Source organism: Shewanella woodyi ATCC 51908 (genome assembly GCF_000019525.1).
In the GTDB taxonomy this organism is placed as follows: Bacteria; Pseudomonadota; Gammaproteobacteria; order Enterobacterales; family Shewanellaceae; genus Shewanella; species Shewanella woodyi.
This window is the reverse complement of the sequence record NC_010506.1, coordinates 2,337,225-2,361,803: the sequence shown is the minus strand read 5'-3', so window position 1 is coordinate 2,361,803 and position 24,579 is coordinate 2,337,225. Positions and strand designations below refer to the sequence as shown.

Here is a 24,579-nt window from a genome sequence, read left to right as displayed (position 1 = left end):
AACCTTTCGCTTTTCTCAGTTTGTTTGCGCACCCGAACAGCGTAACCGTAAATAGAACACAAGTACCTCTTATGAAAAAGTGCAAAACAAGCTAAGCTAGCTGCATTATTATTCCGACTCACTATCAAACATATCCAAACAATCTCGATATTTAGAGCTTGTATCAATATAAGTGAGTCCAGCATTTGGAATGAGGAAACAGAGCATGGGTTCAGTGACAACTAAAAAGCACGCCAACGGATTAGAGTACGTCGATGTTGATACTCCGGCATGTAAAGCCAGAATTTTCTTACAAGGGGCGCAAATTGACTTTTTCCAGCCAACGGGAAAAGCGCCCTTACTTTGGGTCTCATCTGCAGATGATTATCAAGCAGGTAGCGGGATCAGAGGCGGAATACCTGTCTGCTGGCCCTGGTTTGGCATGAACGATAACTCTGACTGGCCACAACATGGCTTTGCCCGTACCCGATTATGGGCACTAGAGTCTGTACAGATGAAAGATTCTGGCGTCGAGCTTAGGTTTACGCTGAAAATTAGTGAGGAAGATAAGCTTTATTGGCCCCACGATACTCGAGTCGAAATGCTATTTATCTTAAATGGCACCTTAACGGTATCCCTTAAAAATACAAACTTGTCTGGTTACCCCATTAGTTTTACGCAGGCACTGCATACCTACTTCCCTATTGGGGATATCTCTCAACTCAAGGCCAAAGGGTTTGAAGGTTCTCAATACATTGAATTTGGAGAAGGCCCGTTCAAGCAACAAGGTGATGAGGTCTCCTTCGACAAAGAGACAGATCGCGTCTATACCAAGCTAAGTGATCTGCAGGAGCTAGTGACACCTGAGGGTGTGATAGAGGTTAATCGTGAAAATAGTCGTTCAGCTGTACTCTGGAACCCTTGGATAGAAAAATCTCAACGCCTTTCTCGATTCAATAGCGACGACTACCTCTCTATGGTCTGCTTAGAAGCAGCTAACGTACTAGATGATGCAGTAACTTTAGCCCCTGATGAATCACACACCTTAACCACTAAGATCCGTTGGAAGAGTTAACTTTGTTGTTAAGCTGATGAGCCGCCAATAGCACTATATAAACGAAAGCCAAGCTAATTCTTATACTGATGAATATTAGCTTGGCTTTTTTATTGCTCTTTATGGAGCTGACCTTAATACCAATCAATATAATCGTCACTTTTCAAATATTTGTTTTTTCATCATACTATACCCAAACAACTTCAAGGTGCAGGATTCAGCATCTTGAGGTCGCTTGGGTATAAACTCAACAAATTACTGGGAAAAACTATATTGATGCTCCGAACCTTATCTCGGATGAAGCGACTTATACTCGCCTTTACACTTCTCTTTATCTGCCTATTCACAGCCTTGTTGATGAGCTATGAGTGGCTGACAGTTAAGTTTGCCAATCAGTATCTAGCCAGTTATGACACTCAGATAACTAAGCTTAGTATCCGCCCTCACTCGATCACTCAATGGCACTTCGCGCATGTGTTCCTTGAGGTAAAAGATAGCGACATCAAGATTAAAGATCTTGAGTTAACCTTGGCCCCCTCTTTTTCTCTTCTCAATTTTTCAACGGATCAGATAGCTAAAATCTCACTGGGACAAGTGGATGTTGCACTCAACCCTTCCGTCCTCACTGATGAGGGGAAAAATGTCGATCAACAGGGCCCCACTGTGGCACTGGATATCGCTCAACTCCCGCAGATAGAGATTGGGCCAACAACACTCACATTGAAAAACGGAACCACTAATCCACTAAACTTGGTTTTAGCTTACCTCACCTTAGATAACCAAGGCGCACTCTCTAGTTTACTCACGCAAAAGGGTGAAACCCTATTATCGATGGATGCTCAATTAAGTGACACAAAATGGGCCTTCTCTACCTCAGTCGTGTTTGAGCAAGTTCAAACACTCCTTAACAATATTGCCAAACAGCCTATTAATAACAAGGCGTTAACTAGTCTGATATTGATAAAACAAAGAGTTGATGAGTTAGGATTACAATTGAGTGGCACACTGAATAGTCAAGCAGAGCTTAATCTCAAAACCGCACAACTGACATCAAACCATGAGCTTATAAACACAGAGCTAAAATTGACACAATTAGCAGATCTTATTATCACTCCTGAAACGTCTCTAACTCAATTTACGATTAATGGCCATATTGCAGATCTATCATTGAGCTTACAGCCCTTCTCGATAGCTGTCGCTCCCGATCACCGGCAACAAGTTGCATTACGATCGCTAATTAAAGATAAATCGCTTCTCAAGATGAGCGAGCTGTTGCATCCAGACAATAAAGCCACCTCTTTTAATCCCTTGAGTATGAAGTTTGAGCTGAACGAGCCACTTAACTACTCATTTGCAGAGCGAAAGCTTCTATCACCTAAGATTCAACTCGCGATTGAGAACGAAATGCTCTCTGCCAAAGCCATATTACAAACCCTAAACCTAACCTTGGAGAGTGAAACTCAAAGGGCTGAGTTAGAGGGGGATTGGTCGCTTAATACTGTAACCAAAAAGAGGCTTGAACTAACCACTATCCTACCTGAGCAGCTCTCCTCTTATGCCCTTGAGCTCGCAAAAACCACTTCAGAGTTAACGGGTAAAGTAAAAGCAAAGAGCAACAAGATAGGAACAGAGCTCAGCCTAAATCTAGATAAAGCGACACTTTTTCATAGTGAAGAGCTGATGTTGCATGAGCCTACGCCACAAAAGCACAGTAATCGAGAAGATGCTATGGCTATGAGTATGAGTATCAAATCACTCTCATTGCGAACTCACTCCCCTCTAAATCTCAATGACTCAAACGAGACCCTTTCAATAACGTTTCCTTCATTTACGTTAGCCTTAGGTCCCGTCAGCTACGACCATAAGCAGCCCTCCTCTAAAACAAAAGAGGTGAGCTTTAACGCTAACAACCTTAGCCTTCATACAGATGCGCCCAGTTATCTCACAGCAACAAAGCACTCTAAGGATAACGAGCCAGAGGTTTTAGCGATTGAGTTTAACGGCTCTATATTTTCATTAAGCTCTGAAGGTATTAACTTCTTAGATAAAAAAATAAGTAAAACTGTGGGACTCGCCCTCCCTTCCATCTCAGTTTCAACCCAGGAAGCAAACTTGCAATCACTGGATAGGATCAAGTTAGAAAAGTCACAACTTGATGATGGCACAACTCAATTGTCACTAGAGATCCCAAGATTTAAGCTCCAACAACTAGCCAATGAACTGCTGCAAACAGGCTCACAAGTGGCTCACGCAAAATCAAAAAATACAGAAACAGCAACGGCTCCTACGCTACTTAATCAGGAGGTAAACATTCAGCTTCCTTCCCTTACGCTAACATTGATGGAGACTGCAAACCTTAAATTGGCTATCGATAAGCATACCAATTTGAACCAACTGCTTAAACAGCAAAGCCTGCAAAACCAAGCCAAGTACCAGATTGAGGGACTCGAGATAAAGCGAAGTTACCGTAAGAACAGACGCCTTAGAACAGAGAAGCTCCTTGAGTTGAGCCAAAGCGAGCTAATACAGAGCTTCAACTGGAATAAGCAAGATTTAAACACCCAAGAGCACTGGTCTTTCGATGGACTAAATCTAGACTCGACGCACACAGCCACACCAGATTTAACTCAACCCAACCTAACTGACTTTACTGTTGAGGGGAAAGCGATACTCGACACTGACATAAGCTCGGTATTAGGTCTGATAAATGCAAATTACTCCCTTCCACCAAGTCTCAATCTCGATGGCCACACTAGGTTAGACCTTAATTACCAATTCACCCAAGAGACGAAAACAACAAAAAATGGCAAATCCCCCCTCTCACAAAGCCACTTTTCCTTAGATTTCACCCCAAAATTAAGTGATCTTAGAGGCAGTATCAACGAGCTCCCATTTGAAGGCGCAATGATGGATGCTAGCTGCCACCTTAAGCTGAATCGTACTGGCCAAGATCAATCTATAGTTTCTCCCAAGGAGCAAAGTACACTCTCCTGCCCCGACATCAATCTGTCAGCGGTTGCATTTAATCCTGGTGTGCTTATCGAAGACTTCAAAGCAAATGCCAACATATCTATATCCAAAGACTCAGAAAAGTTAGATAGCCAGTCAACTAATGTGCCGGCGAATTTAACGAATGCCAATATCCAGATGAATGCGGGCGGTAAATTATTAGGAGGCGAACTTCTTCTACCCGAGTTTGACCTGAACCTGAACGCCCCCTCCCATGGATATTTAGTGCTTCAAGGATTAAGTCTTGCCCAGCTGATAGCGATACAACCGCAAGTGGGACTCTACGCCGATGGGATATTTGATGGTGTACTACCTGTCGATCTTATCGACGGTAAAGTTTCTGTCAGTGGTGGACGGCTGGCAGCTCGTGCGCCAGGTGGACTTATTACCCTCAGCGGTAATCCTGCGGTAGATCAGATGAGAACCTCGCAGCCCTATCTGGACTTTGCTTTTTCAACTTTGGAGCACCTTGAATACTCTGAGCTTGCCAGTACCTTTGATATGGAGCCATCGGGAGATGCCATCTTAAACGTCAATGTGAAAGGTCACACTATAGGGATTGAACGACCAATTCACTTGAACTACTCTCAAGAGGAGAATATGTTACTACTTTTAAAGAGTTTGCAGATAGGTGATAAGCTACAGACTCAAATAGAACAATCGATGAATTAAAGCAGGCGTTCAGCTTATTGTCATCTTAAACCCGTTATAGTTAACGCCTAGACCCAAATAACTTCGAGAAACTGGATAAAAGGAAATAGCCGTGAAAAAGTTGCAAATCCAACGCATTACGTTGAGCGCAATCACCGCTCTCCTGCTACTGACGGGCTGCACGCCCACAGTGAAGATAGAGCCACCAGATAAGCCAATCGTGATCAATCTCAATGTTAAAATTGAACATGAGATACGCATTAAAGTGGATAAAGAGCTTGATGAGCTACTTACCAATGATGAACTATTTTAACGGCTCAGTTAATTAAGGGGGACAGAATGAAAACTAAGTTACTCGTGCTCGCCGCAGGTCTACTGCTGAGCCTAAACGCATTTGCGATCTCGTTACAAGATGCTAAATCACAAGGATTAGTTGGCGAGCAACCTAATGGTTATTTAGGGGTTGTAAAAAGTGACCCTCAAGCTACTGCGGTAGCAAAAGAGGTGAATGCAAAACGTAAAGCTCACTACGAAAAGATTGCGAGAAAAAATGGTATTTCTGCTAGTGAAGTAGCAAAACTCGCTGCCGAGAAAGCGATGAAAGCCACCAAACGTGGGCAATATATCAAAAGCTCAAATGGTAAGTGGGTAAAAAAATAGTCTCTATTTATACCAATCAGTATAAGAAGTTGATCTACTCAGAGTGTCTTTTGGCAAACTAATTCAAGGCGAATGGATGAAAGAATGGTTGTTCCCTTATGAGTTCATTCAACGCAGAAGTAGGCAGCCAAAAACACTCCCTACAGGCGAGTTTTAGCGGTTCTGATGCTGTGTTAACGAGCTAAACCGTAGAATAACTATGCTCTTCACTCGTTGCAAACCACATGGATGTGGTGAATGTCATTAATGCAGGAGCAATTAAGGACCTTGCCTCAGAACCGCTAAACTCTCGCTGAGCGATCAAATCTTTATACTGATTGGTATTAAACAAAAATCACGCCGTAAAAAAGCCCGCTATGCGGGCTTTTTGTTGTTAACTAAAAAGTTAAACTCTTCTCTTTAAAATCTTAATTTAGCACTGTCTTTTAAGCCATCATTGTCTGTTACAACCAGCTTAACTTTAGATGCGCGACTTGCAAACTTAACCGCCACAGGACCGTTAATTTTGCTGCCATCATTAAACTTCCACTTATGGCGAGTAATATAACCATCTTCGTCATAGCTAAGCGATACAAAGATATCGATAAACCAAAGATCGATATGATGGATAACAGCAACTGGCTTCATATTTTCAGGCTCAGTCACCACAGTCACAGTTTGGGAAACACTATGGCTTAAGCCGCCATCATCGGTCACCGTTAGTGTCACAACATAATCACCATCTTGAGCATACTCATGACTTACGGCTTGTCCATCAGCGCCATTACCGTCGCCAAATGTCCACTCATAACTGACCAGATCACCATCTTCGTCGGTAGAGGTACTGGTAAAGTTAGCCACAGCACCTTGCAGATCGAAAGTGAAACTAGCCACTGGAGCGATATTAGCTGCTTCAAGCAGTAAAGAGACGACTACAGGATCATGATCTGATGAGCGATAAGCACTATCACTGTATAAGTTTTCAATCTGAGAAGCTGACTTAAACTCTTCGTTATAGTCGAGTATACGCGGCTCATCGGTATTGATGTGCCACTCAGTAACATCCACTACGCTGTCAATCAGTTCGCTGTTGGCTAAAGCGTGATCTAGCTGACCCGTTTCACCAGAGAACACATAAGAGTATGCACCGACTTTATCTAAGTGATCAAACAGCTCAGTAAACCCAGCATCTTTTAATGCTGTTAATGGATTCTCTTGTGCGTAGGCGTTCAAATCACCAATCAAGAGCACTGGAGCCTGTGGGTATTCAGCCGCTAACCAAGTGCCTACAGCTTGCGCTGCACGGGTACGAGTGACATTACAGTTTCCTTGACCATCATTAAGGTTAGGGTCGCCAAGACTGTCACAATTACTACCTTTTGATTTGAAGTGATTGACTGCAACAACAAATGACTCATCACTATCATTAACAGAGAAGGACTGAGTCAACATAGGACGGTTTTTGCCATCATTAAACAGAGGCGCACCAGCATCGTCTAACGGTGAGTTAGCCGTTGACAGAATTTTAGCCGCACCTTGTGGGCTAACTTTGTCGAGTCGATAGATCATTCCAACAGCAATAGCGTCGGTTCCGATAGAGCTTCCACCCGCATTAACATAACCATAGCGAGTTTCACCGATAGCTGTATTCAGCCCTGAGACCAGATCCGCAATCGCAGAATCACTGCCAAAGCCATCATTTTCAATCTCCATCAAACCAAACAGATCCGCGTCAATACCTACCATAGCACTGATGATCTTCGCTCGTTGACGCTCAAACTCTGTCGCAGTATCAGCGCCACGTGGGGTCGGGAACCCGCCACCAGCACCGTCACCGTTGAAGTAGTTAAGAACGTTAAAACTTGCCACGGTTAGATTACCACCCGCAGCAAGTTCAGGTGCAAGCGTTCTTGCGTTTTCAGCAATGAAATTGACTGTATCAACAGGCATCAAACGGTACTTACCAAATGCATAGTGCATCATGGCATTTAATCCGGTAACTGTATCACCAACACGAACAGTGTTATCGGCACTTAAGCCTGGTGAAGGGTAACGAACCGGATCTGGGTTTTGAGCCGTTAAGCCGTCATCAAGTACAATAGCATCCCTTGCATTCGCAGCAGTAACAGCCAAGGCATCGGCGCCTGGAGCAGCAACTTGCGTACCGATAAAGTGACGCTCACTTCCAAGCAATAGTTCACCATAACGGCCTAAGTTATACACTTCGTTAACGACTAAATTATGAGTGAAGCTCACTCGCATCCCTTCAAACGCTTCAAGATCTGCGATATCAGCAACTGGAAGTGTCACACTTGCTGGGCTTGGGATTGCCTGAGCAGAAGCACACAATGTATGAGATACAAGATCGGTCAGTTCAGTGAGTCCATTAAACTCTTTAACCACAGCTTGCATGCGAACAAGATCGCCAGCTAGGTAACCAGTATCTCCACCAGTATAAACAAAGACACCTTCTGAGGTCAGTGGGTCGGCATCAACTGCATCATCAGGCATCTGGATAAAGAGTCCTTTAAGCCCTGCCTCTTGATTACTGGTTACAACCGCTTCAACTTCAACAGTTTGGCCATTGTATGGGCTCACATCAGTTTGGCCCTGCAGTACATGGATTGTCACAAAAGGATCGTGGCACACAAGATCTACTGGTGGAGGCGGATCAATTGGACCTGAACCGTCAAACATCCCCAGATCAGAGATATCATCCTGAGCAAAACCTAACCAAGTATTTAAGCTCGCTTCATCATCAACCACAGTATCTGCGATCAACATATCTGGATTACGTCTAAGTGTATTATTCTGGGTAGAGAGATCTCCACTTCCCCACTGACTACCAGGATCAAAACCAACCTGACCTAAACTATCGATAACGACGCCACCTGACATGAGTACCAGTGCATCATCGCCATTGTAAAAACTGCTATTACTGACTTGATCGGCAATGGCTAAGATATCAGCACTTGAATCATTATCAGCGACCACATACACCTCTCCAGGTGCCAATGAGCCACTTAAGCTGATTGTTGTACCTGCTTGTGTATTACCGTTAAAGTAGAATTTAACTTCATATTGGCTAAGATCTAGCGCTGCGGTGGTTGGATTGTAGAGCTCGAACGCTTTATTGTTGCTGCTGCCTTCGACATACTCAGAGATGATCAGATTGTCTGCTGCTTGGGCGAACGTGGACACACCACCTATCGCCAAGGCAAGCAAGCTTGCTTTGGTAAACATATTAACCCCTTAAAATAACCCATTTAACCTAGTTTTATTTCAGCATTTGACTCTTCTGTTCAAATTGCTGTTGTTTTTACATCTAAAACCAGCACAAAGTATAAAACAGACTGGTTACAGTTAAGTTACAGGAAGGTGGTAAGAAGGTAAATACAACTTATGAACTCCTTAAGCGATATTTAAGAAAAAGTTCTGATAAAAAACAATCAATAAGCTGATTATTAATGGCGTAAAAGTGACTCAATATGCGATTTTAGGTTAAATCAAAAAACGGGATAATTGTGCGCATGCCCCATTAAAAACTTAGGGCTACGTGAGCAAAATCACAGCTTAAAAAAATAGTCAACTAAGTACCGTTATATAGGGGATAAGGGGAGTAAAATTTAGCGCCTAGGAAAAAGCGGTACCAAAAACAACATAAGCTTCTCCTCAGGCAAATCAATATACCTCTTTTAAATCGGTATATTTTCGCTGAATGTTATTACATTAGGGTTAATTATGGTCGTTGTTGAACTGCTCGTTGTGCTCGCTTTTATCTATCTCGGGGCACGTATCGGTGGAATAGGAATTGGATTAGCTGGCGGCGCTGGTGTCCTCGTTTTATCACTGTTTCTAGGAGTTGATACCGGGCACATACCCATTGATGTCATCTTGATCATTATGTCAGTTATTGCCGCAATTGCTGCAATGCAGGTGGCCGGCGGACTGGAGCTATTGGTCGACCTATCGGAACGTTTTCTTAGAAAACACCCTAAACGTATCACCTTCTACGCACCGATTGTCACCTACTTCATGACCTTACTTGCAGGAACTGGCCATACTGCATTTTCTACTTTACCTGTTATTGCAGAGGTCGCTAAAGAGCAAGGAATTAGACCTTCACGTCCATTAGGGATCTCTGTTGTTGCTTCACAAATTGCCATTACAGCATCACCTATCTCCGCAGCTGTGGTCTTCTTCTCTGGTATTTTAGAGCCTCTGGGCGTGGGCTACTTAACCTTGCTAGCCATCTGTATTCCCACTACTTTTGCAGCCTGTATGATAGGCGCATTTGTCTCTAACTTCCTTGGCTGTGAATTAAAAGATGATCCTGTTTTTCTAGAGCGTCAAGCTAAAGGCCTGATTAAACTTCAGGGGCAAACTCAGCGTAATTTGCTGCCAACAGCAAAAACAGCCACGGCTATTTTTGTCACCGCCATTGTCGGTGTGATTGTCTATGCAACCCTAATTTCAGACACTGTTAATCTCATTCAAGACCCTGCATTGGGCCGTAACGAAGCTATCATGGTATTTATGCTAGCGGCTGCAACCGCTATCGTGACAATTACCAAAATAGACCCTTCAGAGATCTCCAATGCTCCAACGTTTAAATCCGGTATGTGTGCCTGTATCTGTGTGTTAGGTGTTGCTTGGCTGGGAGATACGTTTGTTTCAAGTCATATCACTGAGATTAAGGCGCTGTCTGCAGACATACTCAATCAATACCCTTGGATGTTAGCCGTCACTCTGTTTTTTGCCTCTATGCTACTCTACTCCCAGGGTGCTACTACTACAGCCCTTATGCCTGCCGCACTGGCCATAGGTGTTGCACCAATAACTGCAATCGCCTCTTTCGCTGCGGTAAGTGCCCTGTTTGTTTTGCCCACCTACCCAACCCTGTTAGCAGCCGTAGAGATGGACGATACGGGGTCGACACGAATTGGTAAGATGGTATTTAATCACCCTTTCCTGATCCCTGGACTTGTGACCATCTTTACCTCTGTCGCATTGGGATTTGCATTAGGAAGCTTAGTGCTTTAAGACTATATCAATCGGTATAGATAAGTGAGAAATACAAAAAAGGGATACGACACCTAACGGTATCAGTATCCCTTTTGTCATTTAACCTTTAGCCAATTAAAGCTTAAAACTGGTAGTGCATACCTAGCGCAAAGTTAGAGATATCAGTATCCACATTTTGCTCACTGAATGAATACTCAGAGTCGAGATCGCCTTTAACAATATCATAGCCTAAACGGATGTTAAGGTTCTCAGTAATAGAGGCATTAACACCAACACCATAGACCCAACCAAAGCCAGTAAAGTCTTCATCTATACCTCTATCAGGTCGATACACAACAGCCATAGAAGCGATACCTACTTTGCCATACACAGCAAAGGTGTCATTAATTTGGTAAGTAAATTTGGGGGTAAAAGCAAACGTACCAGCACCTAAATCATAACCATTGCCACCAAGATCTCCTGAAAGATACATGTTGGCTTCTAAACCAAACCAATCATTGAAGTTATAACCACCGTAGGCACCAAAGCCTAAGCCATTATCACTATCCTCTGTTTTTACTTTTAGTTGTCCTAAACTGCCACCCACATAAAAACCACTATGGTCATTGGCTGCAGCCACATTGCTTGATGCAAAAATGGCGAGTAGAGAAGCTGCTGCAATAGTTAATGTTTTCAAAGTAATTCCCCGAACTGATTATTGTTGTTACATCTGTCTTATAAATTGCATGCAGATTAATACAAGTTCGGCACAAAGGTTATCGATTCCAACAAAGAGCAACAAGGCCATTCAGGAAGCATACAGGTTTGGCGAAAAACAGGACAGAAAGCACCAATTCGGAAACATCTTATGATCGGTTCAACAACAAAACACCAACCAAGACGAAACGTACGTAGGTACACATCGGTAAACTTCTAAGCCCTGTTTAAAAACACCTCTGCAAGTAGCTAAAAAAACGATATCAACAATCTAATGCTATTTTAACAGCAGCCTCAGCATGAATAGCGGTGGTGTCATAAAGTGGCACATTGGTGTCTGTTTCTTTGACTAACATAGCTATCTCGGTACAACCTAGTATCACCGCATCAGCGCCATTGTCCCTCAGCTTTTCAATAATCTCCACATAGGCAGATCGGGATTGTGCATTTACCACACCTTGACAAAGCTCATCATAGATAACTCGATGAATGATTGACTGGTCATCATCACTTGGGGTTAGTACCTCTATACCGTATTTTTCCGTCAGCCTTCCCTTATAAAAGGATTCAGCCATGGTAAATTGGGTGCCTAATAACCCCACTTTCTTGATACCATCTTTAACCAATAACTCAGCAGTTGCATCAGCAATGTGCAGTAGCGGGATGTTCACTTTAGCCTGCACCTCATCTGCAACCTTGTGCATAGTATTAGTACAGATCATGAAAAAGTCAGCGTTCGCCGCTTCTAACCCGCTTGCAGCTTCAGATAAGATCGCTGCTGTCTTGTCCCACTCTCCAAGATGCTGAAGCTTCTCAATCTCAGCAAAATCAACACTAACCAGTACTATTTTCGCACTATGTAACCCGCCAAGTTCAGCTTTAACCCCTAGGTTAAGTGCTTGATAATAGCTAAGGGTCGACTCCCAACTCATACCGCCAATCAATCCAATCGTTTTCACCTTGTTCATATTCCTTAAAGTGAGTTTGTTAGAAAGTTCCTCAAACAAAATAATGAGCCCAGTCCTCACAAAAAGCGCAATTTTGTAGCTCAATTGTTAAGTAGATTCTGTACCTTGCCACAAATTACGTATATGTTACCAAAGCAACAAATTTAAGTATTTAAAACTAAAAAAACAAAAGAACACTAGCTAATAACTCGATTTATATTAATTCACTATCAAAAAACAAGCATACTCTAAGGACCGGAACCGAGTTGAAATATAAAATTAATTCATATTTATGCCTATTCGCATTATTAATGACATCGTTAGCGCAAGCTGAAAATTCCATTGTAGAACAATGTCATATAAGTATGAAACAGGAGAGTGCACAGATAAGCAAAACAGTGTGTGAAGAGAAGCTTGAGCAAGTCGATAGAACGCTTAACCCACTCATGACTGCTAAGCTCATGCTCGCCCTTTATGATATCAACCTAGACTTAGGTGACAGCCAAACAGCTGAAGAGTATCTGCAATCAGTTAAGCAAAGCGATGAGTTTAATAGAAGTGATGAGATCCAGTACCTATGGCTTCGTAAAAAAGCCACTCAACATCTATACAGAAAAGAGTATCAAGCAGCGAAAAAATTATTTGAGCAAGCTTTTACTATTGCGAAAACGACAGCATCAGATCTATGGTTAGCTAAAAGCTATAATGATCTAGCTATCATAGAAGAGATGCTTACCAACTACTCTAATGCACTAACATATTACAAAAAAAGCCTAACGATTAAGGAGAGAATTGGCAATAACCTATACCTAGCAATTACCCTGAGAAACTTAGGTTTAATGTACAAAAGCCTTGAAAAATTCCAAGAGGCACAACACTATTTTGAACTATCTCTTGAACATTATATTATTTATACCAGTGCCAACACAGATATTTATGCTATCAACGCCATGTCTCACCTTTACGGTGATCTTGCTGCAATATACGACATCACCAGTGACTATCATAAACGCTACTTTTACAGCAATAAAATCATCAAAGCATACAGCGACACATTAAATCAAATCGATCTCATCTCAACTCTAGTCTCACTTGCAACTATACATATCAACGCCAATGAATTAACACCCGCAAGTGAAGTGATAGAAACGCTATCACAGTATCTAGATTCTAACGAGCACTCCTTCCATGATGATATCTACCTATTGAAATCTCAGCTTGCCAAACATGAAGTTGATGATCTTAAGGCTATTGAATATATCGAAGAGGCCATCAAACACAGTGACTCGAACCAAAACTCACTGCAAAAAATGAAAATCTACCGCTACGCCAGTGATCTCTATTATGACAATGGCCACCCTTACGAAGCCATAGTCTATTTAAAGAGATACCAAGCACTACATGAAACACTCCTCGAAGCCAAATACAGCGAGAACATCAATATTATTCAAAGAGAGATTGAAAATGAGCGCATTCAAAGAGCTCTTGTCGAAGAGCAAGTGATTAATCAAGGTAAAACGCAAAAAATTGATAAGCTGGTTAATCTATCGTTAATCATCACCAGTATCAGTCTGTTTATCGGGTTTATCATCTCTCTCTATATTGTGAAGAAGAGAAAAGCCCAACAACATCTTCTGACTGTGATCGAATCCCATAAACAGCAACTATTTTTACTCTCTAATAATGAAAGTGAACAAACAGTTTCCCCCTCAAGTCAGCCATTATCTGAACTGCTGGTCAGTACCATGATCGATTGTATCGCCCTTTGGGAGAAAGCGACCCAAACCAACAAGGTAGAACTTGCTGATAGAAGTAAAATTTGGAAAATATCGGTGGACTCGGGACGGCTCAGAACCCGATCACTGGACAAATACCTCAGCCTAAAGACGCTACCAGACAATCCAAGGTGGCGTAACGTGGTAAAAACCTGCCACTTTGTCTTGTCTGAATGTGAGCTGTCTAGCCATGATAGAGAGCAACTCACGACTCACCTCAATCAGATAATGTTACAGATAAAAAGTGAATCAATGGAGACATAATAAACTTTAAGCCATACCTGTAAGTAATAAACATTATGTATGCTAGCCTGTTACTTTATTTTACTAGCCGTTCCATACTTTAGCTGCTTAACATCCTTAATGCTTTCTCTTGGCAAGGGATTGGCCACATCAATTGGATGGACACAGCTAAATTTCACCCCTTCACTAAGGGAGTAATCGCTGAGTTCAGCCGTACTAGGGTTTATCCCCTGTAACAAACTAACTGGGGCTGTAAATTTGGGTGTAAGATGGTAAGAAGCCTGCTTAATATTGACACTTGTATAGGCGTTACATATAGACACCGCAACTAGCCCAGCAATATTTACCCGATTAACAACACTGTTTAGCTCCCCTCCTGAACTTCCAGCTACACTGTTTAGTCGGTTAAAAGGATCTACAGTATGATGAATACCACCTTGAGCACTCAAAGTCAGTTCTGGCTGCTCTAGCTGCTTTGTATGCACTCCGTGATGTGCTACTTCTCCATTGGTAAGGTGATCCGCTTTCAATACTAGATTTTTACTCATCATCCATTTTTCAATATCAAAATACTTAGCGCGAAAATGATACTGATTAATGATCTCCTCTTCATTGAGCTCAAATGACACCACTGTTTGCATACGTTTATGACTTGGGGTCAATTTATCAAAAGCTAACTGGTGCGCAGATGCAGTACCTGCGACAATAAACAGTGAAACCAGTGCTAAGTTCCTCTTGATATTCATAAGATGTTCCTTTTATTTTTCAGATAATTCTGAAGCTAAGTTGAATCAATACAATAGGTGCCAACTTATTCACATCCCTCAAGTCCGTCCACTAAAGATTAGGGTCAATTTGGGTAAAAACGAAAGTAGCCCCTTTTTAACCCTCTAACTTTAATGAACTTTTATTTCTTCCTGATAATTTAAAACTTCAGTTCAAGTCGGCTTATAGAACCAGCTAACCGCGTCAATAAAGTTGACAACATGAACATTCAGTAGAGGGAAATACAAGATGAGTATATTAAAGAAAACATTAATCAGTATCTGTTTAATCAGCGCTTCAGGAATCGTAGGCGCAACCACAGTAACAGGTAATGTCGCCGTTGATAACGACTTTATTGTGGTGCACTCACCGGGAAATGGCAGCCCTAATAATGTGGTTTATCGTGGCGTTCATGGCAGTCAGTGGAGAAACATTGAATCATTTAATTTCAATATAAAAAGTGACCCAAGGTCATTAAAAACCTGTTCAGTTAGCGTTATTGCTTGGGGGGATGGCAAAGTATCACAAGGTATGTCAGCCATTTTAAAAGCTGATAATGCAGTTTACTCGGGCTCAGGAAGATTTAAGGCATACCAGTCTAATGTCACTTCATCGGGTTGGGCGCAAAATGGAGGACCTAATGCCTCACAAATTAACACTTTGATATCAGCTTCCTTAGCAAATGGCCAACCCCCCTATAATTTCTCAGGGACTGTGGCTTCAGGTACTTCCCCTTGGGGAACACTCAACTTTCCATTAGTGAACAGTGTTAATAGCAGTAACTTCAGATGGATCTGGTCTACGAGCGATTTACGCAAGAAAACCTATTCAGTCTTTACTACTGCTTGCGATAACTTAGTCAAGCCAAAACCTGTTGCAGTCAATATGCCTGGCGAACACTTTCAATGCTACGGCGTCAAAGAGGGAGATAGATTGCCCAATGAAACTATCATGATTGAGGATCAGTTTGGTAAAACTAGAGCCGTTCTTGGTAAGCCCGTACTCCTGTGTAACCCCTCCTCTAAGCAGCATAAAGATAAGTATTTTAAAATACGCAATAAAGAGCGTCACTTGGTCTGCTACAACTATGTCAAACAAGACAAGGTGAGGAGCCAAGCTTTAGAGATTAATAACCAGTTCGCACCGGATCAGATAGTTAATGGTCAACGAGAGCTGTTTTGTGTCCCTTCAAGTAAAAAGCACCTTTCACGTATTAACCCCGGCAGACCGGTCAAAAAAGAGGTCGGAGTATCAAGGCCCATTAACTTCAAGAAACAGTAACGTGCAGTAAAAACAACTGCGTTTAACTCAACTAATAAGTTAAACGCAGTTTTTATACTGTATAAGTTCAGCCTTGCAATCCATGCCACTGAAAGTGGTTGTTGGCTTTTTTGCTAACAATGCCCTCATTAAAGAGCTGAGTAAAGATAACATCCACCTCATCAGGCTTGAGTTTTAGCTGTGTTATTACTGCACGTTTACTGCACATCACCTGCTGGGTACTCAAGGCCTCTATCACCCTCTCATAAGCAGTTTTATTGGGTTCATTGCAAGCTGTGCCATCAAACTCACTGTTGATTGTGGGTGTGAAGTGGCTCAACATCTCTGGCTCTTTCATCTCACCTGAGGTGAAGCTATCTATGGTAATTGGTTTCATATGACGATATTGATGACGAAAGCGATTCTCCTCACCGATCAAACCAACGAAGAAAGCGGCAAAGAAATCCAACAGTATTGAGAGAAACACCACCAGCCCTAACTGAGCAGTATGGGGCGATGTATGTAAAAAGGATGCCAAACTATCAATCAGTCCAACCACAGAGCCTTGTTCAGCAAGCGGTAGGCTGTCTCTCTGCACCGCTAACTTTTGCTGCTCCTCTCTGAGCCGTTTATTCTCATTCTGTATTCTCACTACACCTGTGGCTATTCGCTCCATCTGAATGTATTTCTCAGCAGCAACATTATTAAGTGCTATCTGCTTATCGATGGCAGCTATCTGCATATCAAATGCATTGACCTTACTCTGATGCAAAGCGACATGACTCTGAGCTTTATTGGTCGCGCTATTAATCCCGCCAACCGAGCCACCAATAGAGATTGCCGCCAATACAGCGTAAAAGCCCAGCGCAAAGATCATACCTGAATAGTTTCGTCTGGCATGGCGCTCACCCACCTCATACCAGGCGAAGAATTTACCCAGTTCAAAGACAATAGCCAACCCTCCAAATAGAAACTGCATCAAAGGATCATCATCAATCGATAAAAATAGCAGGAGTGAAAACACAATGGAGGCAAGAATGGAGGCGCCTGTGAAACTGTAAACGCTCCACATGGCAAAGGGTCCTTTAGGATAGCGTATAGCTAGATTTTGATCGTAAAACATAACAGACTTCTATTTCGAGGGAGTTATACCAATTGCTATAAAACTCATTGCCCAGCAGTTTGCCAGACGAAAAAATGGAGCGTAAGGATACCCTAATTTGCCCCCTCACTCTCAAAAAAAAGCTCTGAAAGCCTCGCTCCCGCTGAATTGTTACCCACTTTTATGATTAACGAGTAAAACATAGTCAGCAGGGTAAAATTAGATAGAAGAAAAGATGCAGCCCACTTCAAAAGTGGGCTGCATAATGATGACTAGTCTCGTTGAAGGGCCACAATAGGATCCAGCTTTGCCGCTTTCTTCGCAGGATAAAGTCCAAAACCGACACCTATGGTCATGCACACTCCTAATGCCAGAATAATCGCAAAAGGAGACCAGGCAACAGGCCAGCCAGCAGCGGTTGATATGACCATGGCCAATAACAAGCCCACACCGATCCCGATGATGCCACCTGTTGCAGAGATGGCGATACTCTCGATGAGAAACTGACGCGCGATATCTTTTCGTCTAGCACCTAATGCACGCAGCAGACCTATCTCTCCTGTGCGCTCCATAATCGTTGCTAACATGATATTCATGATCCCAATCCCGCCCACAAGCAGTGAGATCCCAGCAACACATGCCATCACAATATTAAATATCTGCTGTGTTTTTTGATGCTGTGCCAACAGATCCGCTGGCACCACAATATCGTAATCTTTCTCTCCACCATGACGTCTGTCGATTAAGTGACGTAAGCTTTTCGCCGCTAAAGAGGGCTCAATCCCTTCAGATATTGATACTTTAAACGCATCAAGTTCATCTTCAAGGGGCTTGAAATTAAGCTTTTTCAGAGCGGTAGACAATGGAATAAACACTTGATTGCGCTCCCCGCCTAACTTCACTCCTTGAATCTTAGACTGACCCGTATCGACATCGGTCAAGACACCAACTACTTTGAACCATTGATGATTGACCTTAATTACACAGCCGATCGCTTGTCCTTGTGGAAACAGGCTGCGAGCCGCTTCTGGTCCTAATACTGCCACTTGATTGTAATAACGTTCATCATCAGAATTAAATATCTTACCTTCACTCAGCTTAAGTGCCGTTAATGAGAAGTAGCTAGAGGTGACTCCCTTAACCTGCGCATCACTGCGCCCCTCAAGACTAAATAAGCTGAACGTTTTGACCTGCTTTTCCGCGCTCCACTGCTCAACAAAAGGTAGTGTATCTTTCGCACTTTCAACATCCCTTAGATTTAACCCTAAGCTGTGCTCACGTATCGATTTTAACGCTTCACCATCTGTGGGCCTTGCATTAACCACGAGGTTTCTAACCCCCATGGATTCAATCATCTTAAGTGCTTCTTTCTCTGCACCTTCACCCACGCTTAACATAGCAATCACGGCGCCCACACCAAATATCATGCCTAACAGGGTCAACGCAGTCCTCAGCTTATGATGACGCATCTCATCGAAGGCTTGCTTTACTCCTTCGATATAAACTTTGCTTTCAACTAATAGGTGCCTCATACTCGACTCCTTTTAGGAGGTGTAGTCAGTGCTATCACATCCCCCTCACTCAATCCCTTAGTGATCTCGGTGCGGTTTAGACTTCGGCTGCCCATCTCCACGGTTTGTTTAACAAAACCTTCTGCCGTTTTAAGGTAGACCCAATACTGACCCTCTTTTTGGAAAAGTGCTTGATTGGGAACTGTCAACACGCTATGTAAACTCAACATATGCACTTTTGCCTGAACCTGCCTACCGGGTTGCATAATGCCCACCTCGGTTCTATCTAGGCTAATGGTAAATTGAAAGTAGTTAACAGGACTGTCTTTATCCTTAGGTTTTGCCAAGGCATCTAGTTGAGTGACTTCACCAGTAAAAGGTTTGTCAGGATAGGCATCAAGATAAACGGTTGCCTTTTTTCCTACAGCTAATCCCGCCGCCTCTGACTCCTGAACATATAATTTTGCTTGCATAACTGAGGTATCAGGCAACAAGCCAATGGAGGTGCCAGACCACATCATGTCACCCACGACGGGAAAAGAGCCATCCCAACCCGCTTGGTAAACAAACAGGCCATCATGAGGCGCAATGATCTCCATCTGATTTAGATTACTCTCATACCGACTGATTTTGGCTGAGTGCCCCTTTTGTCTAAGCTTTATTAACTCCTGCTCCGCTTCAGCTTGCGAGCCATGTTGCTCTAACCCCCAATCAAAATAGTGCATCTTGGCCACTAGATAGTCCTGATTTCGCATCTGATCGATGATCTCTATCTTGTTATAAACCCGCTCATCATCACTGAAGTAACGCTCAGCAAGATCTTTCTCCTGACTCGTTATCTGGGTGCCTTCCAGTAAGTTTTGACTAATCGTATTGTCTTTTTCTGTCTGGATCTGACTATCAAAAGCAAGTTTATCGAAATCAAACTGTTCCATCTTAAGTCGATAATTTTCCCGCTCTGGATCCATTCTGGCAACCACATCACCGGCCTCAACTTGAGTAAAGTTGGCTAATATCCAAGCTAAAGATTGTGGACCTCTTAATCCTGAAGGCACAGTTACAGCAGTTGCATTGCTCGCCTCTAGCTCACCCGCTGCGGGTATATCAAAGGTAAAATCCGCTCGCTGAACATCCATTGTTAACACACCATCACTGGCTTGCTGGCTACAGCCTGATAATGCCAACATCGCGATTAACACTGATGACTTCATTAAATTACGGCTCAAATTAAATGCACCATTTACAGACTTAGTGAAAGAGAATTGACACTCACTCATGGCAGTACAACCTCCTGACCTAATGCTAATCCTGATGTGATAGACACTCGCTCTTTACCTATCGCACCTATAGTGACAGCCTGTTTACTGTTACTAAAAGTATCAGGAGTAAACACATATGCCTGTCCAGCGTCGTAATGAACAGCATCGAGAGAGAGAAGTAACTCCTGCTTTTCATTGGCAATATCAATCGATATTTTGGCGGTCATACCTGGGCGCATCAACTCAGTATCCGCTTCATCTATGCTGGCAACAGCATCAAAAACAACTAAAGGAACCTCTTGGTTTTTATTGCGAAATACAGCGCCGAGTTCAATAATATTACCGGTAAAAACCTTATCAGGGTTCGCATCAAGTCTAATCTTAAGCTCTTGACCTATCTTAACCCGTCTCGCCTCAACCTCCGGGATCGTCATATTGACCTGCATATGGGTCAGATCTGGAATACTTAGCACCGCATCCCCCATAAATACTGACTGACCCTCTTTTATCTTATTACCTTGAGAGTCATTGCAATAAACCACCATTCCACTTCGCGGGGCGATAAGCGTTAAGGATTGTATTCCACGTTTAAGTTGCTCAACTTCAGCAGCAAATTTCTGACGGTCCCCCATCAACATCGCCTCCCTCTGTTTAGCCCCTTTCACTTCTAAAACCAGCTTCTGCTCTGTTAAGTTCACCTTATCTCGGGCTATTTCTGCATCTTTTTGATATTTAAACTTTTCAATGGCAGCTACGGTTTCATCTGACAGCCTAAATTTACGCTCCGCTTTCTCAAGGTTCATCTTGTCTTCCGCGAGTCCCAGTCTCAGCTCCTCAAGTTTTTTTGCATTCCTTAACTTGGAAGTTTCAATATCTTGAAGAGTCGCTTCTAACTTGGCTGTTTTAACTGAGAGCTTTTGCGTCAAGGCAGAGGTGTCGAGTTGAGCAACCATATCACCCTGCTGAACCTCTGCTCCCTCTTGAGCTAACTGCTTAACTTGATACTGCCACACACGGCGAATTGAAGGCGGCATTAATGAAACGGTATCAGCCGAAACAAGCTCACCGGATGCTTCGATACTTTGACTTAGGACACCTTGCTCTACCCTGGTCACAGATTCATGATTGCAGGCCGACAACATAGAGGCTGAGGATAATGTAAGCGAAGAGAGTACAAAGCTTTTAATCCATGTCTTCCTTGCTATTGAGTTAACAGTCTTTTTCATAACTTCACCTCCGAGGTCACTAATACGCTCATACCCGGAATAATTTTCACTTTCTCATCGGGGGTAAAACTTATCTCCACTTTAAACCAGTTACTGTTTCCCCAAGCTGCTTGCTTCTGCGCCTGCCTACCGATACTTTTAATTTGACCACTGAAGGTCATATTAGATTGAGAATCCAGCCTTAGTGTGACCCGGCTGCTAGGCTCAATTTTATCGACATCGACCTCATTGACCCAAGCGACAACCTCCAACTCCTCCATTGCTGGTAAGCTTGCAACCTGACGGCCAATCTGTACTGTGTCCCCCACCGCATATTTTTTATCAGACCAAGGTTCGCTACTGTAAAGTAGCGGCCCCTTTATTTCCGCTTTTAGTGTGAGTTGCTCTATTCCATCTAATGCTTGTTGCAGTTCAAGCTGAGCTCGGCTTCTATCAATTGCCAGCTGAGCTTTACTGGCAGATTGTTTATCTAACACCTCTTTTAATGCTTGTTCTGCTTTAATCAACTCACTATTGGCCTGCATCAGCTTAAATTGATTCTCCGCATACTCTTTGGCTGCGATATAGTCCGCAGGCACATCGGCATCAAGCTGACTCTTATCACGCTCTGTTTCCTTCTGTTTCAGATCGAACTTTGCCTGTAAAACACTCGCTTTTAAGTCGATTGATGTGCTCTGCTCCTGCGCTGTCACCCTCAGTAAACTCGCCTCTAGCTGTTCAATCTGATTATCAATTTGAGTTTTATCGAAAATAACGACCACTTGTCCAGGCTCAGCAATCTCCCCCTCCGGCATCATCCACTGTATCTGATAACGCCATGCATCACCGGCCTTTGGTACCATAAATGACTGTGACTTTACCGATGAGACTTTTCCCGTTAATAACAGTGACTCATTAGCAGCGGTGCTTGAAAAATGGATGAACAAAAATGGTAAAAACAGTAGCGAGCATAAACGACGGCAGTTTAGCTTAGGACGGCAATCAAGCGGCATAGGTGCTCCGGTCTTCAATCTCTACAATATGACCGTCCCGCATGCGAATCACTCGCTGTGCATAAGCAGCAACTTCCTCTTCATGGGTGACAAGAATAATCGTCTGTCCCGCTTTGTGCAGGTCGGTAAACAGATCCATGATCTCAACAGATGTTTTACTGTCTAAGGCACCAGTTGGCTCATCAGCGAGTAAAATGGCTGGACGATTAACCAGAGCTCGAGCGATAGCAACCCTTTGTCTCTGACCACCCGACAGTTGATTTGGTCTATGATCTTGCCTTGTCCCTAGACCCACCCGAGTTAATAACTCACTCGCATATTGGCTATCTTGATTTGGAGGGTTAGAGAAACGTAATGGCAACAACACATTTTGCAATGCACTCATTCGCGGTAATAGATGGAAACTTTGAAAGACGAAACCTATCTCTTTGTTGCGAACCGCTGATAATGCATCATCATCTAAACTAGCAACTTCTTGCTCGTTTAACTGATAGCTACCACTAGTAGGTTTATCTAAACACCCTATGATATTCATCAATGTCGATTTACCAGAACCTGATGGTCCCATGATGGCAACAAACTCATTGTGATTAATCGTAAACTCTACCCCTCTTAGTGCAAACACAGAGGTATTGCCCATCTGGTACTCTTTAGTTAATCCATTGACTTTGATCATAATGCTCTCACTCACATTTATATTTATACATAAATGTTTCAATACTTACTACGGAACAAACTGAGTTACATCTTGTTAACTCTTTAAAAACATGAAAGTTGTTACTGATGTACAAGATTCAAAAGTTAGAGTTATAAGATACAGAAAGTTCAATAAATTGACAGAGATCTCAGGTGAATATCTTTCAGAGGTGGGAAAGTAACGGTAAAAAAGAAGTATCTAAGCTAAAGCTGGCCGTGGAGCAATCGATAAAGGGCTAAAAATAGCTCCCCACTAAACTCAAGATAGCGATCCCAGCAAAGGGCATCCATTGAAACAGTCGACGAAATGGCGATGGGATCTCACTATCAAAGGCAAGAAAAAGCTGCCAAATCGCAAATATGCCAAAGTTCAGAGCAATAAATAGCACTAAACCATATCCCTGCATCATTGAGATCAGATCAAAACCACAGGCAGCCAAAATGATCGTAGAGAGTAAAATAAACAGGGATACGAAATGAAAAACGCAGTGAAATACTGCTTTTACAACAGGATCTAACTCGCTCGACAACATAGGAAACAGGTAATGTTTTCTTCCATGATGAATATGGATTATGAGTGTCGACAATGCTAATAATGCAGCGACTAAATAGTAATAATTCATCTATCCCTCGTATCGGTCAATCATGGCTTGAAGTGACATTACTCTCGTACTGATAGCTATTAGACAGGAAGGCTTATCATTTTCTTTCAAAAAAGCCCTAAGACTCTTTATCATACAACTAGCCTTCCGACCATAAAACAGCCGAGTTACATAGTCGCCATTATCCAATAATCCAAGCGTTTTTGTGGCTCAGATAACAATGTCTGGCAAGCCACTTTATACTTACTCATCAATGGGCCTAAACTTTTGCCATTTGGCAGTGTGGCTAACTGCTTCTCTTTGGTAACTGTTAACTGCTTCTCCACCGCATCTTTGCTCTGATATTGCTCAGCTAATGCTATTGCCTTTTTTGAAGAGTTAAGTAAACGCTCCCCCACTGGTTTCATCTGTGGAGCATCCATGTTTACGATCACATTCGAGCTGATTTGATAGTATGACGCACACTCAAGTACCTCTTCATTAAATGCCAGTTCCGCCTCACTCGGCTTATCTGCCGCCATTGCAGAAGCACTTAAAAACAGAGTAACGGGCACAAGCAGCAAACTTTTACCTGTTAGGTGACAAAATGAATTAAATCTTTGACTAACGAAATTCAACATGGGATCCCTATCACAAACTTATCGAAATAATTGACGACTGTTCTACTTTAGTTACCGCTTAATATCAAGTGAATAGGTAAGAAAGTCATTATCAACTTCAAAGCCTAAAGAGGTATAAAGTGAGCGAGCAGGCTGATTAGCCTCTTGTGTCTCTAACACAAGTTTACTTATGCCATGGTCTCTCGCATATTGAATAACCAGCTTCATCAGCTTAACACCTAAGCCGACACACCTTGCGTGTTTTGTTACAAACAGATCATTGAGATTGAGTACAGGCTTAGTACTTATCGAAGAGAAACCCGGATACAGTTGCACAAAGCCTAACCCGAGGTCATGACTATCGATAGCCAAAAAAATAATGGAGGAGTTATCACTAAGGCGTTCAGCAATGAAACTTCTCGCTAAAGGCAGATCATCAGCTTGTCCATAAAACTGACGGTATTCATTAAAGAGTTGCGATATCACATCCACATCCTCTAAGCGTCCCTGTATGATGCGACTATCCATCTTATACTCTCCCTAGTATAT

General features: G+C 42.7%; 20 protein-coding genes. 7 read left to right on the top strand and 13 right to left on the bottom strand.

Going from position 1 to position 24,579, the window contains the following annotated elements:
* Positions 1–205 precede the first annotated feature (205 nt).
* The 4 genes from SWOO_RS09825 (at position 206) to SWOO_RS09810 (ending at position 5,353) form a co-directional block, all read left to right on the top strand.
* Entirely contained in the window at positions 206–1,054 is an 849-nt protein-coding gene (locus tag SWOO_RS09825) for a D-hexose-6-phosphate mutarotase (protein WP_012324545.1), read from the top strand.
* A 255-nt stretch (positions 1,055–1,309) separates the two neighbouring features.
* A complete protein-coding gene (locus SWOO_RS09820; protein WP_012324544.1) occupies positions 1,310–4,714 on the top strand; it encodes a YdbH domain-containing protein in 3,405 nt (1,134 codons plus the stop codon).
* Positions 4,715–4,805: 91 nt separating this feature from the next.
* Positions 4,806–5,006 carry a YnbE family lipoprotein gene (locus SWOO_RS09815; protein WP_012324543.1) on the top strand — a complete coding sequence of 67 codons (201 nt, stop codon included), beginning with the start codon at positions 4,806–4,808 and terminating at the stop codon, positions 5,004–5,006.
* Between the two features lie 26 nt (positions 5,007–5,032).
* On the top strand, positions 5,033–5,353 hold the full coding sequence (locus SWOO_RS09810) for a YdbL family protein (RefSeq protein WP_012324542.1): 321 nt from the start codon (positions 5,033–5,035) through the stop codon (positions 5,351–5,353).
* A 399-nt stretch (positions 5,354–5,752) separates the two neighbouring features.
* Here the strand turns inward: SWOO_RS09810 and SWOO_RS09805 are convergent, their stop codons facing one another.
* Positions 5,753–8,575 (bottom strand): ExeM/NucH family extracellular endonuclease, encoded by a 2,823-nt coding sequence (locus SWOO_RS09805; protein WP_012324541.1) that lies wholly within the window; start codon positions 8,573–8,575, stop codon positions 5,753–5,755.
* 498 nt (positions 8,576–9,073) lie between these two features.
* Here SWOO_RS09805 and SWOO_RS09800 point away from each other — a divergent pair, with 498 nt between their 5' ends.
* Positions 9,074–10,375: an anaerobic C4-dicarboxylate transporter gene (locus SWOO_RS09800; RefSeq protein WP_012324540.1), complete on the top strand. Its 1,302-nt coding sequence runs from the start codon at positions 9,074–9,076 to the stop codon at positions 10,373–10,375.
* Between the two features lie 103 nt (positions 10,376–10,478).
* Here SWOO_RS09800 and SWOO_RS09795 read toward each other — a convergent pair whose 3' ends face one another.
* Both SWOO_RS09795 and SWOO_RS09790 read right to left on the bottom strand, forming a co-directional pair.
* A complete protein-coding gene (locus SWOO_RS09795; RefSeq protein WP_012324539.1) occupies positions 10,479–11,033 on the bottom strand; it encodes a porin family protein in 555 nt (184 codons plus the stop codon).
* A gap of 283 nt (positions 11,034–11,316) precedes the next feature.
* On the bottom strand, positions 11,317–12,012 hold the full coding sequence (locus SWOO_RS09790; protein WP_012324538.1) for an aspartate/glutamate racemase family protein: 696 nt from the start codon (positions 12,010–12,012) through the stop codon (positions 11,317–11,319).
* Positions 12,013–12,365: 353 nt separating this feature from the next.
* Between SWOO_RS09790 and SWOO_RS09785 the strand changes: the two genes are divergently transcribed.
* Positions 12,366–14,039, top strand: a complete 1,674-nt coding sequence (locus tag SWOO_RS09785; protein ID WP_229377340.1) for a tetratricopeptide repeat protein — start codon at positions 12,366–12,368, stop codon at positions 14,037–14,039.
* Between the two features lie 50 nt (positions 14,040–14,089).
* Here the strand turns inward: SWOO_RS09785 and SWOO_RS09780 are convergent, their stop codons facing one another.
* Positions 14,090–14,764: a hypothetical protein gene (locus tag SWOO_RS09780; RefSeq protein WP_012324536.1), complete on the bottom strand. Its 675-nt coding sequence runs from the start codon at positions 14,762–14,764 to the stop codon at positions 14,090–14,092.
* Positions 14,765–15,032: 268 nt separating this feature from the next.
* Here SWOO_RS09780 and SWOO_RS09775 point away from each other — a divergent pair, with 268 nt between their 5' ends.
* Complete coding sequence (locus SWOO_RS09775) at positions 15,033–16,064, top strand: DUF7450 family protein (protein WP_012324535.1); 1,032 nt, start codon at positions 15,033–15,035, stop codon at positions 16,062–16,064.
* Between the two features lie 67 nt (positions 16,065–16,131).
* On the opposite strand, the gene SWOO_RS09770 is transcribed toward SWOO_RS09775, so the two are convergent.
* The 9 genes from SWOO_RS09770 to SWOO_RS09730 all read right to left on the bottom strand — a co-directional run bounded on the left by SWOO_RS09770 (position 16,132) and on the right by SWOO_RS09730 (position 24,558).
* Positions 16,132–17,166: a hypothetical protein gene (locus SWOO_RS09770; RefSeq protein WP_012324534.1), complete on the bottom strand. Its 1,035-nt coding sequence runs from the start codon at positions 17,164–17,166 to the stop codon at positions 16,132–16,134.
* Positions 17,167–17,417: 251 nt separating this feature from the next.
* Complete coding sequence (locus SWOO_RS09765; protein WP_012324533.1) at positions 17,418–18,677, bottom strand: ABC transporter permease; 1,260 nt, start codon at positions 18,675–18,677, stop codon at positions 17,418–17,420.
* Positions 18,674–19,933, bottom strand: coding sequence for an efflux RND transporter periplasmic adaptor subunit (locus SWOO_RS09760; RefSeq protein WP_012324532.1), 1,260 nt, complete (start codon positions 19,931–19,933; stop codon positions 18,674–18,676). Before SWOO_RS09760 ends, SWOO_RS09765 begins: the two co-directional genes overlap by 4 nt.
* The gene (locus tag SWOO_RS09755) at positions 19,930–21,141 is read right to left on the bottom strand and encodes an efflux RND transporter periplasmic adaptor subunit (RefSeq protein ID WP_012324531.1); all 1,212 of its coding nucleotides are present in this window, start codon (positions 21,139–21,141) and stop codon (positions 19,930–19,932) included. The genes SWOO_RS09760 and SWOO_RS09755 overlap by 4 nt, the downstream gene beginning before the upstream one ends.
* On the bottom strand, positions 21,138–22,133 hold the full coding sequence (locus SWOO_RS09750; RefSeq protein WP_012324530.1) for an HlyD family secretion protein: 996 nt from the start codon (positions 22,131–22,133) through the stop codon (positions 21,138–21,140). Before SWOO_RS09750 ends, SWOO_RS09755 begins: the two co-directional genes overlap by 4 nt.
* The gene (locus SWOO_RS09745) at positions 22,123–22,809 is read right to left on the bottom strand and encodes an ABC transporter ATP-binding protein (protein ID WP_012324529.1); all 687 of its coding nucleotides are present in this window, start codon (positions 22,807–22,809) and stop codon (positions 22,123–22,125) included. Before SWOO_RS09745 ends, SWOO_RS09750 begins: the two co-directional genes overlap by 11 nt.
* Before the next feature lie 256 nt (positions 22,810–23,065).
* Positions 23,066–23,452, bottom strand: a complete 387-nt coding sequence (locus SWOO_RS09740; protein ID WP_012324528.1) for a hypothetical protein — start codon at positions 23,450–23,452, stop codon at positions 23,066–23,068.
* Between the two features lie 146 nt (positions 23,453–23,598).
* The gene (locus SWOO_RS09735; protein WP_012324527.1) at positions 23,599–24,051 is read right to left on the bottom strand and encodes a hypothetical protein; all 453 of its coding nucleotides are present in this window, start codon (positions 24,049–24,051) and stop codon (positions 23,599–23,601) included.
* A gap of 51 nt (positions 24,052–24,102) precedes the next feature.
* Positions 24,103–24,558 carry a GNAT family N-acetyltransferase gene (locus SWOO_RS09730; protein WP_012324526.1) on the bottom strand — a complete coding sequence of 152 codons (456 nt, stop codon included), beginning with the start codon at positions 24,556–24,558 and terminating at the stop codon, positions 24,103–24,105.
* Positions 24,559–24,579 lie beyond the last annotated feature (21 nt).

What these genes read in the sequence shown, in the direction of transcription:
- SWOO_RS09805 (WP_012324541.1), bottom strand. Translation starts at nt 8,575, where the DNA reads ATGTTTACCAAAGCAAGCTTGCTTGCCTTGGCGATAGGTGGTGTGTCC.
- SWOO_RS09745 (WP_012324529.1), bottom strand. Translation starts at nt 22,809, where the DNA reads ATGATCAAAGTCAATGGATTAACTAAAGAGTACCAGATGGGCAATACC.
- SWOO_RS09810 (WP_012324542.1), top strand. Translation starts at nt 5,033, where the DNA reads ATGAAAACTAAGTTACTCGTGCTCGCCGCAGGTCTACTGCTGAGCCTA.
- SWOO_RS09730 (WP_012324526.1), bottom strand. Translation starts at nt 24,558, where the DNA reads ATGGATAGTCGCATCATACAGGGACGCTTAGAGGATGTGGATGTGATA.
- SWOO_RS09750 (WP_012324530.1), bottom strand. Translation starts at nt 22,133, where the DNA reads ATGCCGCTTGATTGCCGTCCTAAGCTAAACTGCCGTCGTTTATGCTCG.
- SWOO_RS09775 (WP_012324535.1), top strand. Translation starts at nt 15,033, where the DNA reads ATGAGTATATTAAAGAAAACATTAATCAGTATCTGTTTAATCAGCGCT.
- SWOO_RS09785 (WP_229377340.1), top strand. Translation starts at nt 12,366, where the DNA reads ATGAAACAGGAGAGTGCACAGATAAGCAAAACAGTGTGTGAAGAGAAG.
- SWOO_RS09735 (WP_012324527.1), bottom strand. Translation starts at nt 24,051, where the DNA reads ATGTTGAATTTCGTTAGTCAAAGATTTAATTCATTTTGTCACCTAACA.
- SWOO_RS09780 (WP_012324536.1), bottom strand. Translation starts at nt 14,764, where the DNA reads ATGAATATCAAGAGGAACTTAGCACTGGTTTCACTGTTTATTGTCGCA.
- SWOO_RS09755 (WP_012324531.1), bottom strand. Translation starts at nt 21,141, where the DNA reads ATGAAAAAGACTGTTAACTCAATAGCAAGGAAGACATGGATTAAAAGC.
- SWOO_RS09770 (WP_012324534.1), bottom strand. Translation starts at nt 17,166, where the DNA reads ATGTTTTACGATCAAAATCTAGCTATACGCTATCCTAAAGGACCCTTT.
- SWOO_RS09825 (WP_012324545.1), top strand. Translation starts at nt 206, where the DNA reads ATGGGTTCAGTGACAACTAAAAAGCACGCCAACGGATTAGAGTACGTC.
- SWOO_RS09800 (WP_012324540.1), top strand. Translation starts at nt 9,074, where the DNA reads ATGGTCGTTGTTGAACTGCTCGTTGTGCTCGCTTTTATCTATCTCGGG.
- SWOO_RS09740 (WP_012324528.1), bottom strand. Translation starts at nt 23,452, where the DNA reads ATGAATTATTACTATTTAGTCGCTGCATTATTAGCATTGTCGACACTC.
- SWOO_RS09765 (WP_012324533.1), bottom strand. Translation starts at nt 18,677, where the DNA reads ATGAGGCACCTATTAGTTGAAAGCAAAGTTTATATCGAAGGAGTAAAG.
- SWOO_RS09760 (WP_012324532.1), bottom strand. Translation starts at nt 19,933, where the DNA reads ATGAGTGAGTGTCAATTCTCTTTCACTAAGTCTGTAAATGGTGCATTT.
- SWOO_RS09820 (WP_012324544.1), top strand. Translation starts at nt 1,310, where the DNA reads ATGCTCCGAACCTTATCTCGGATGAAGCGACTTATACTCGCCTTTACA.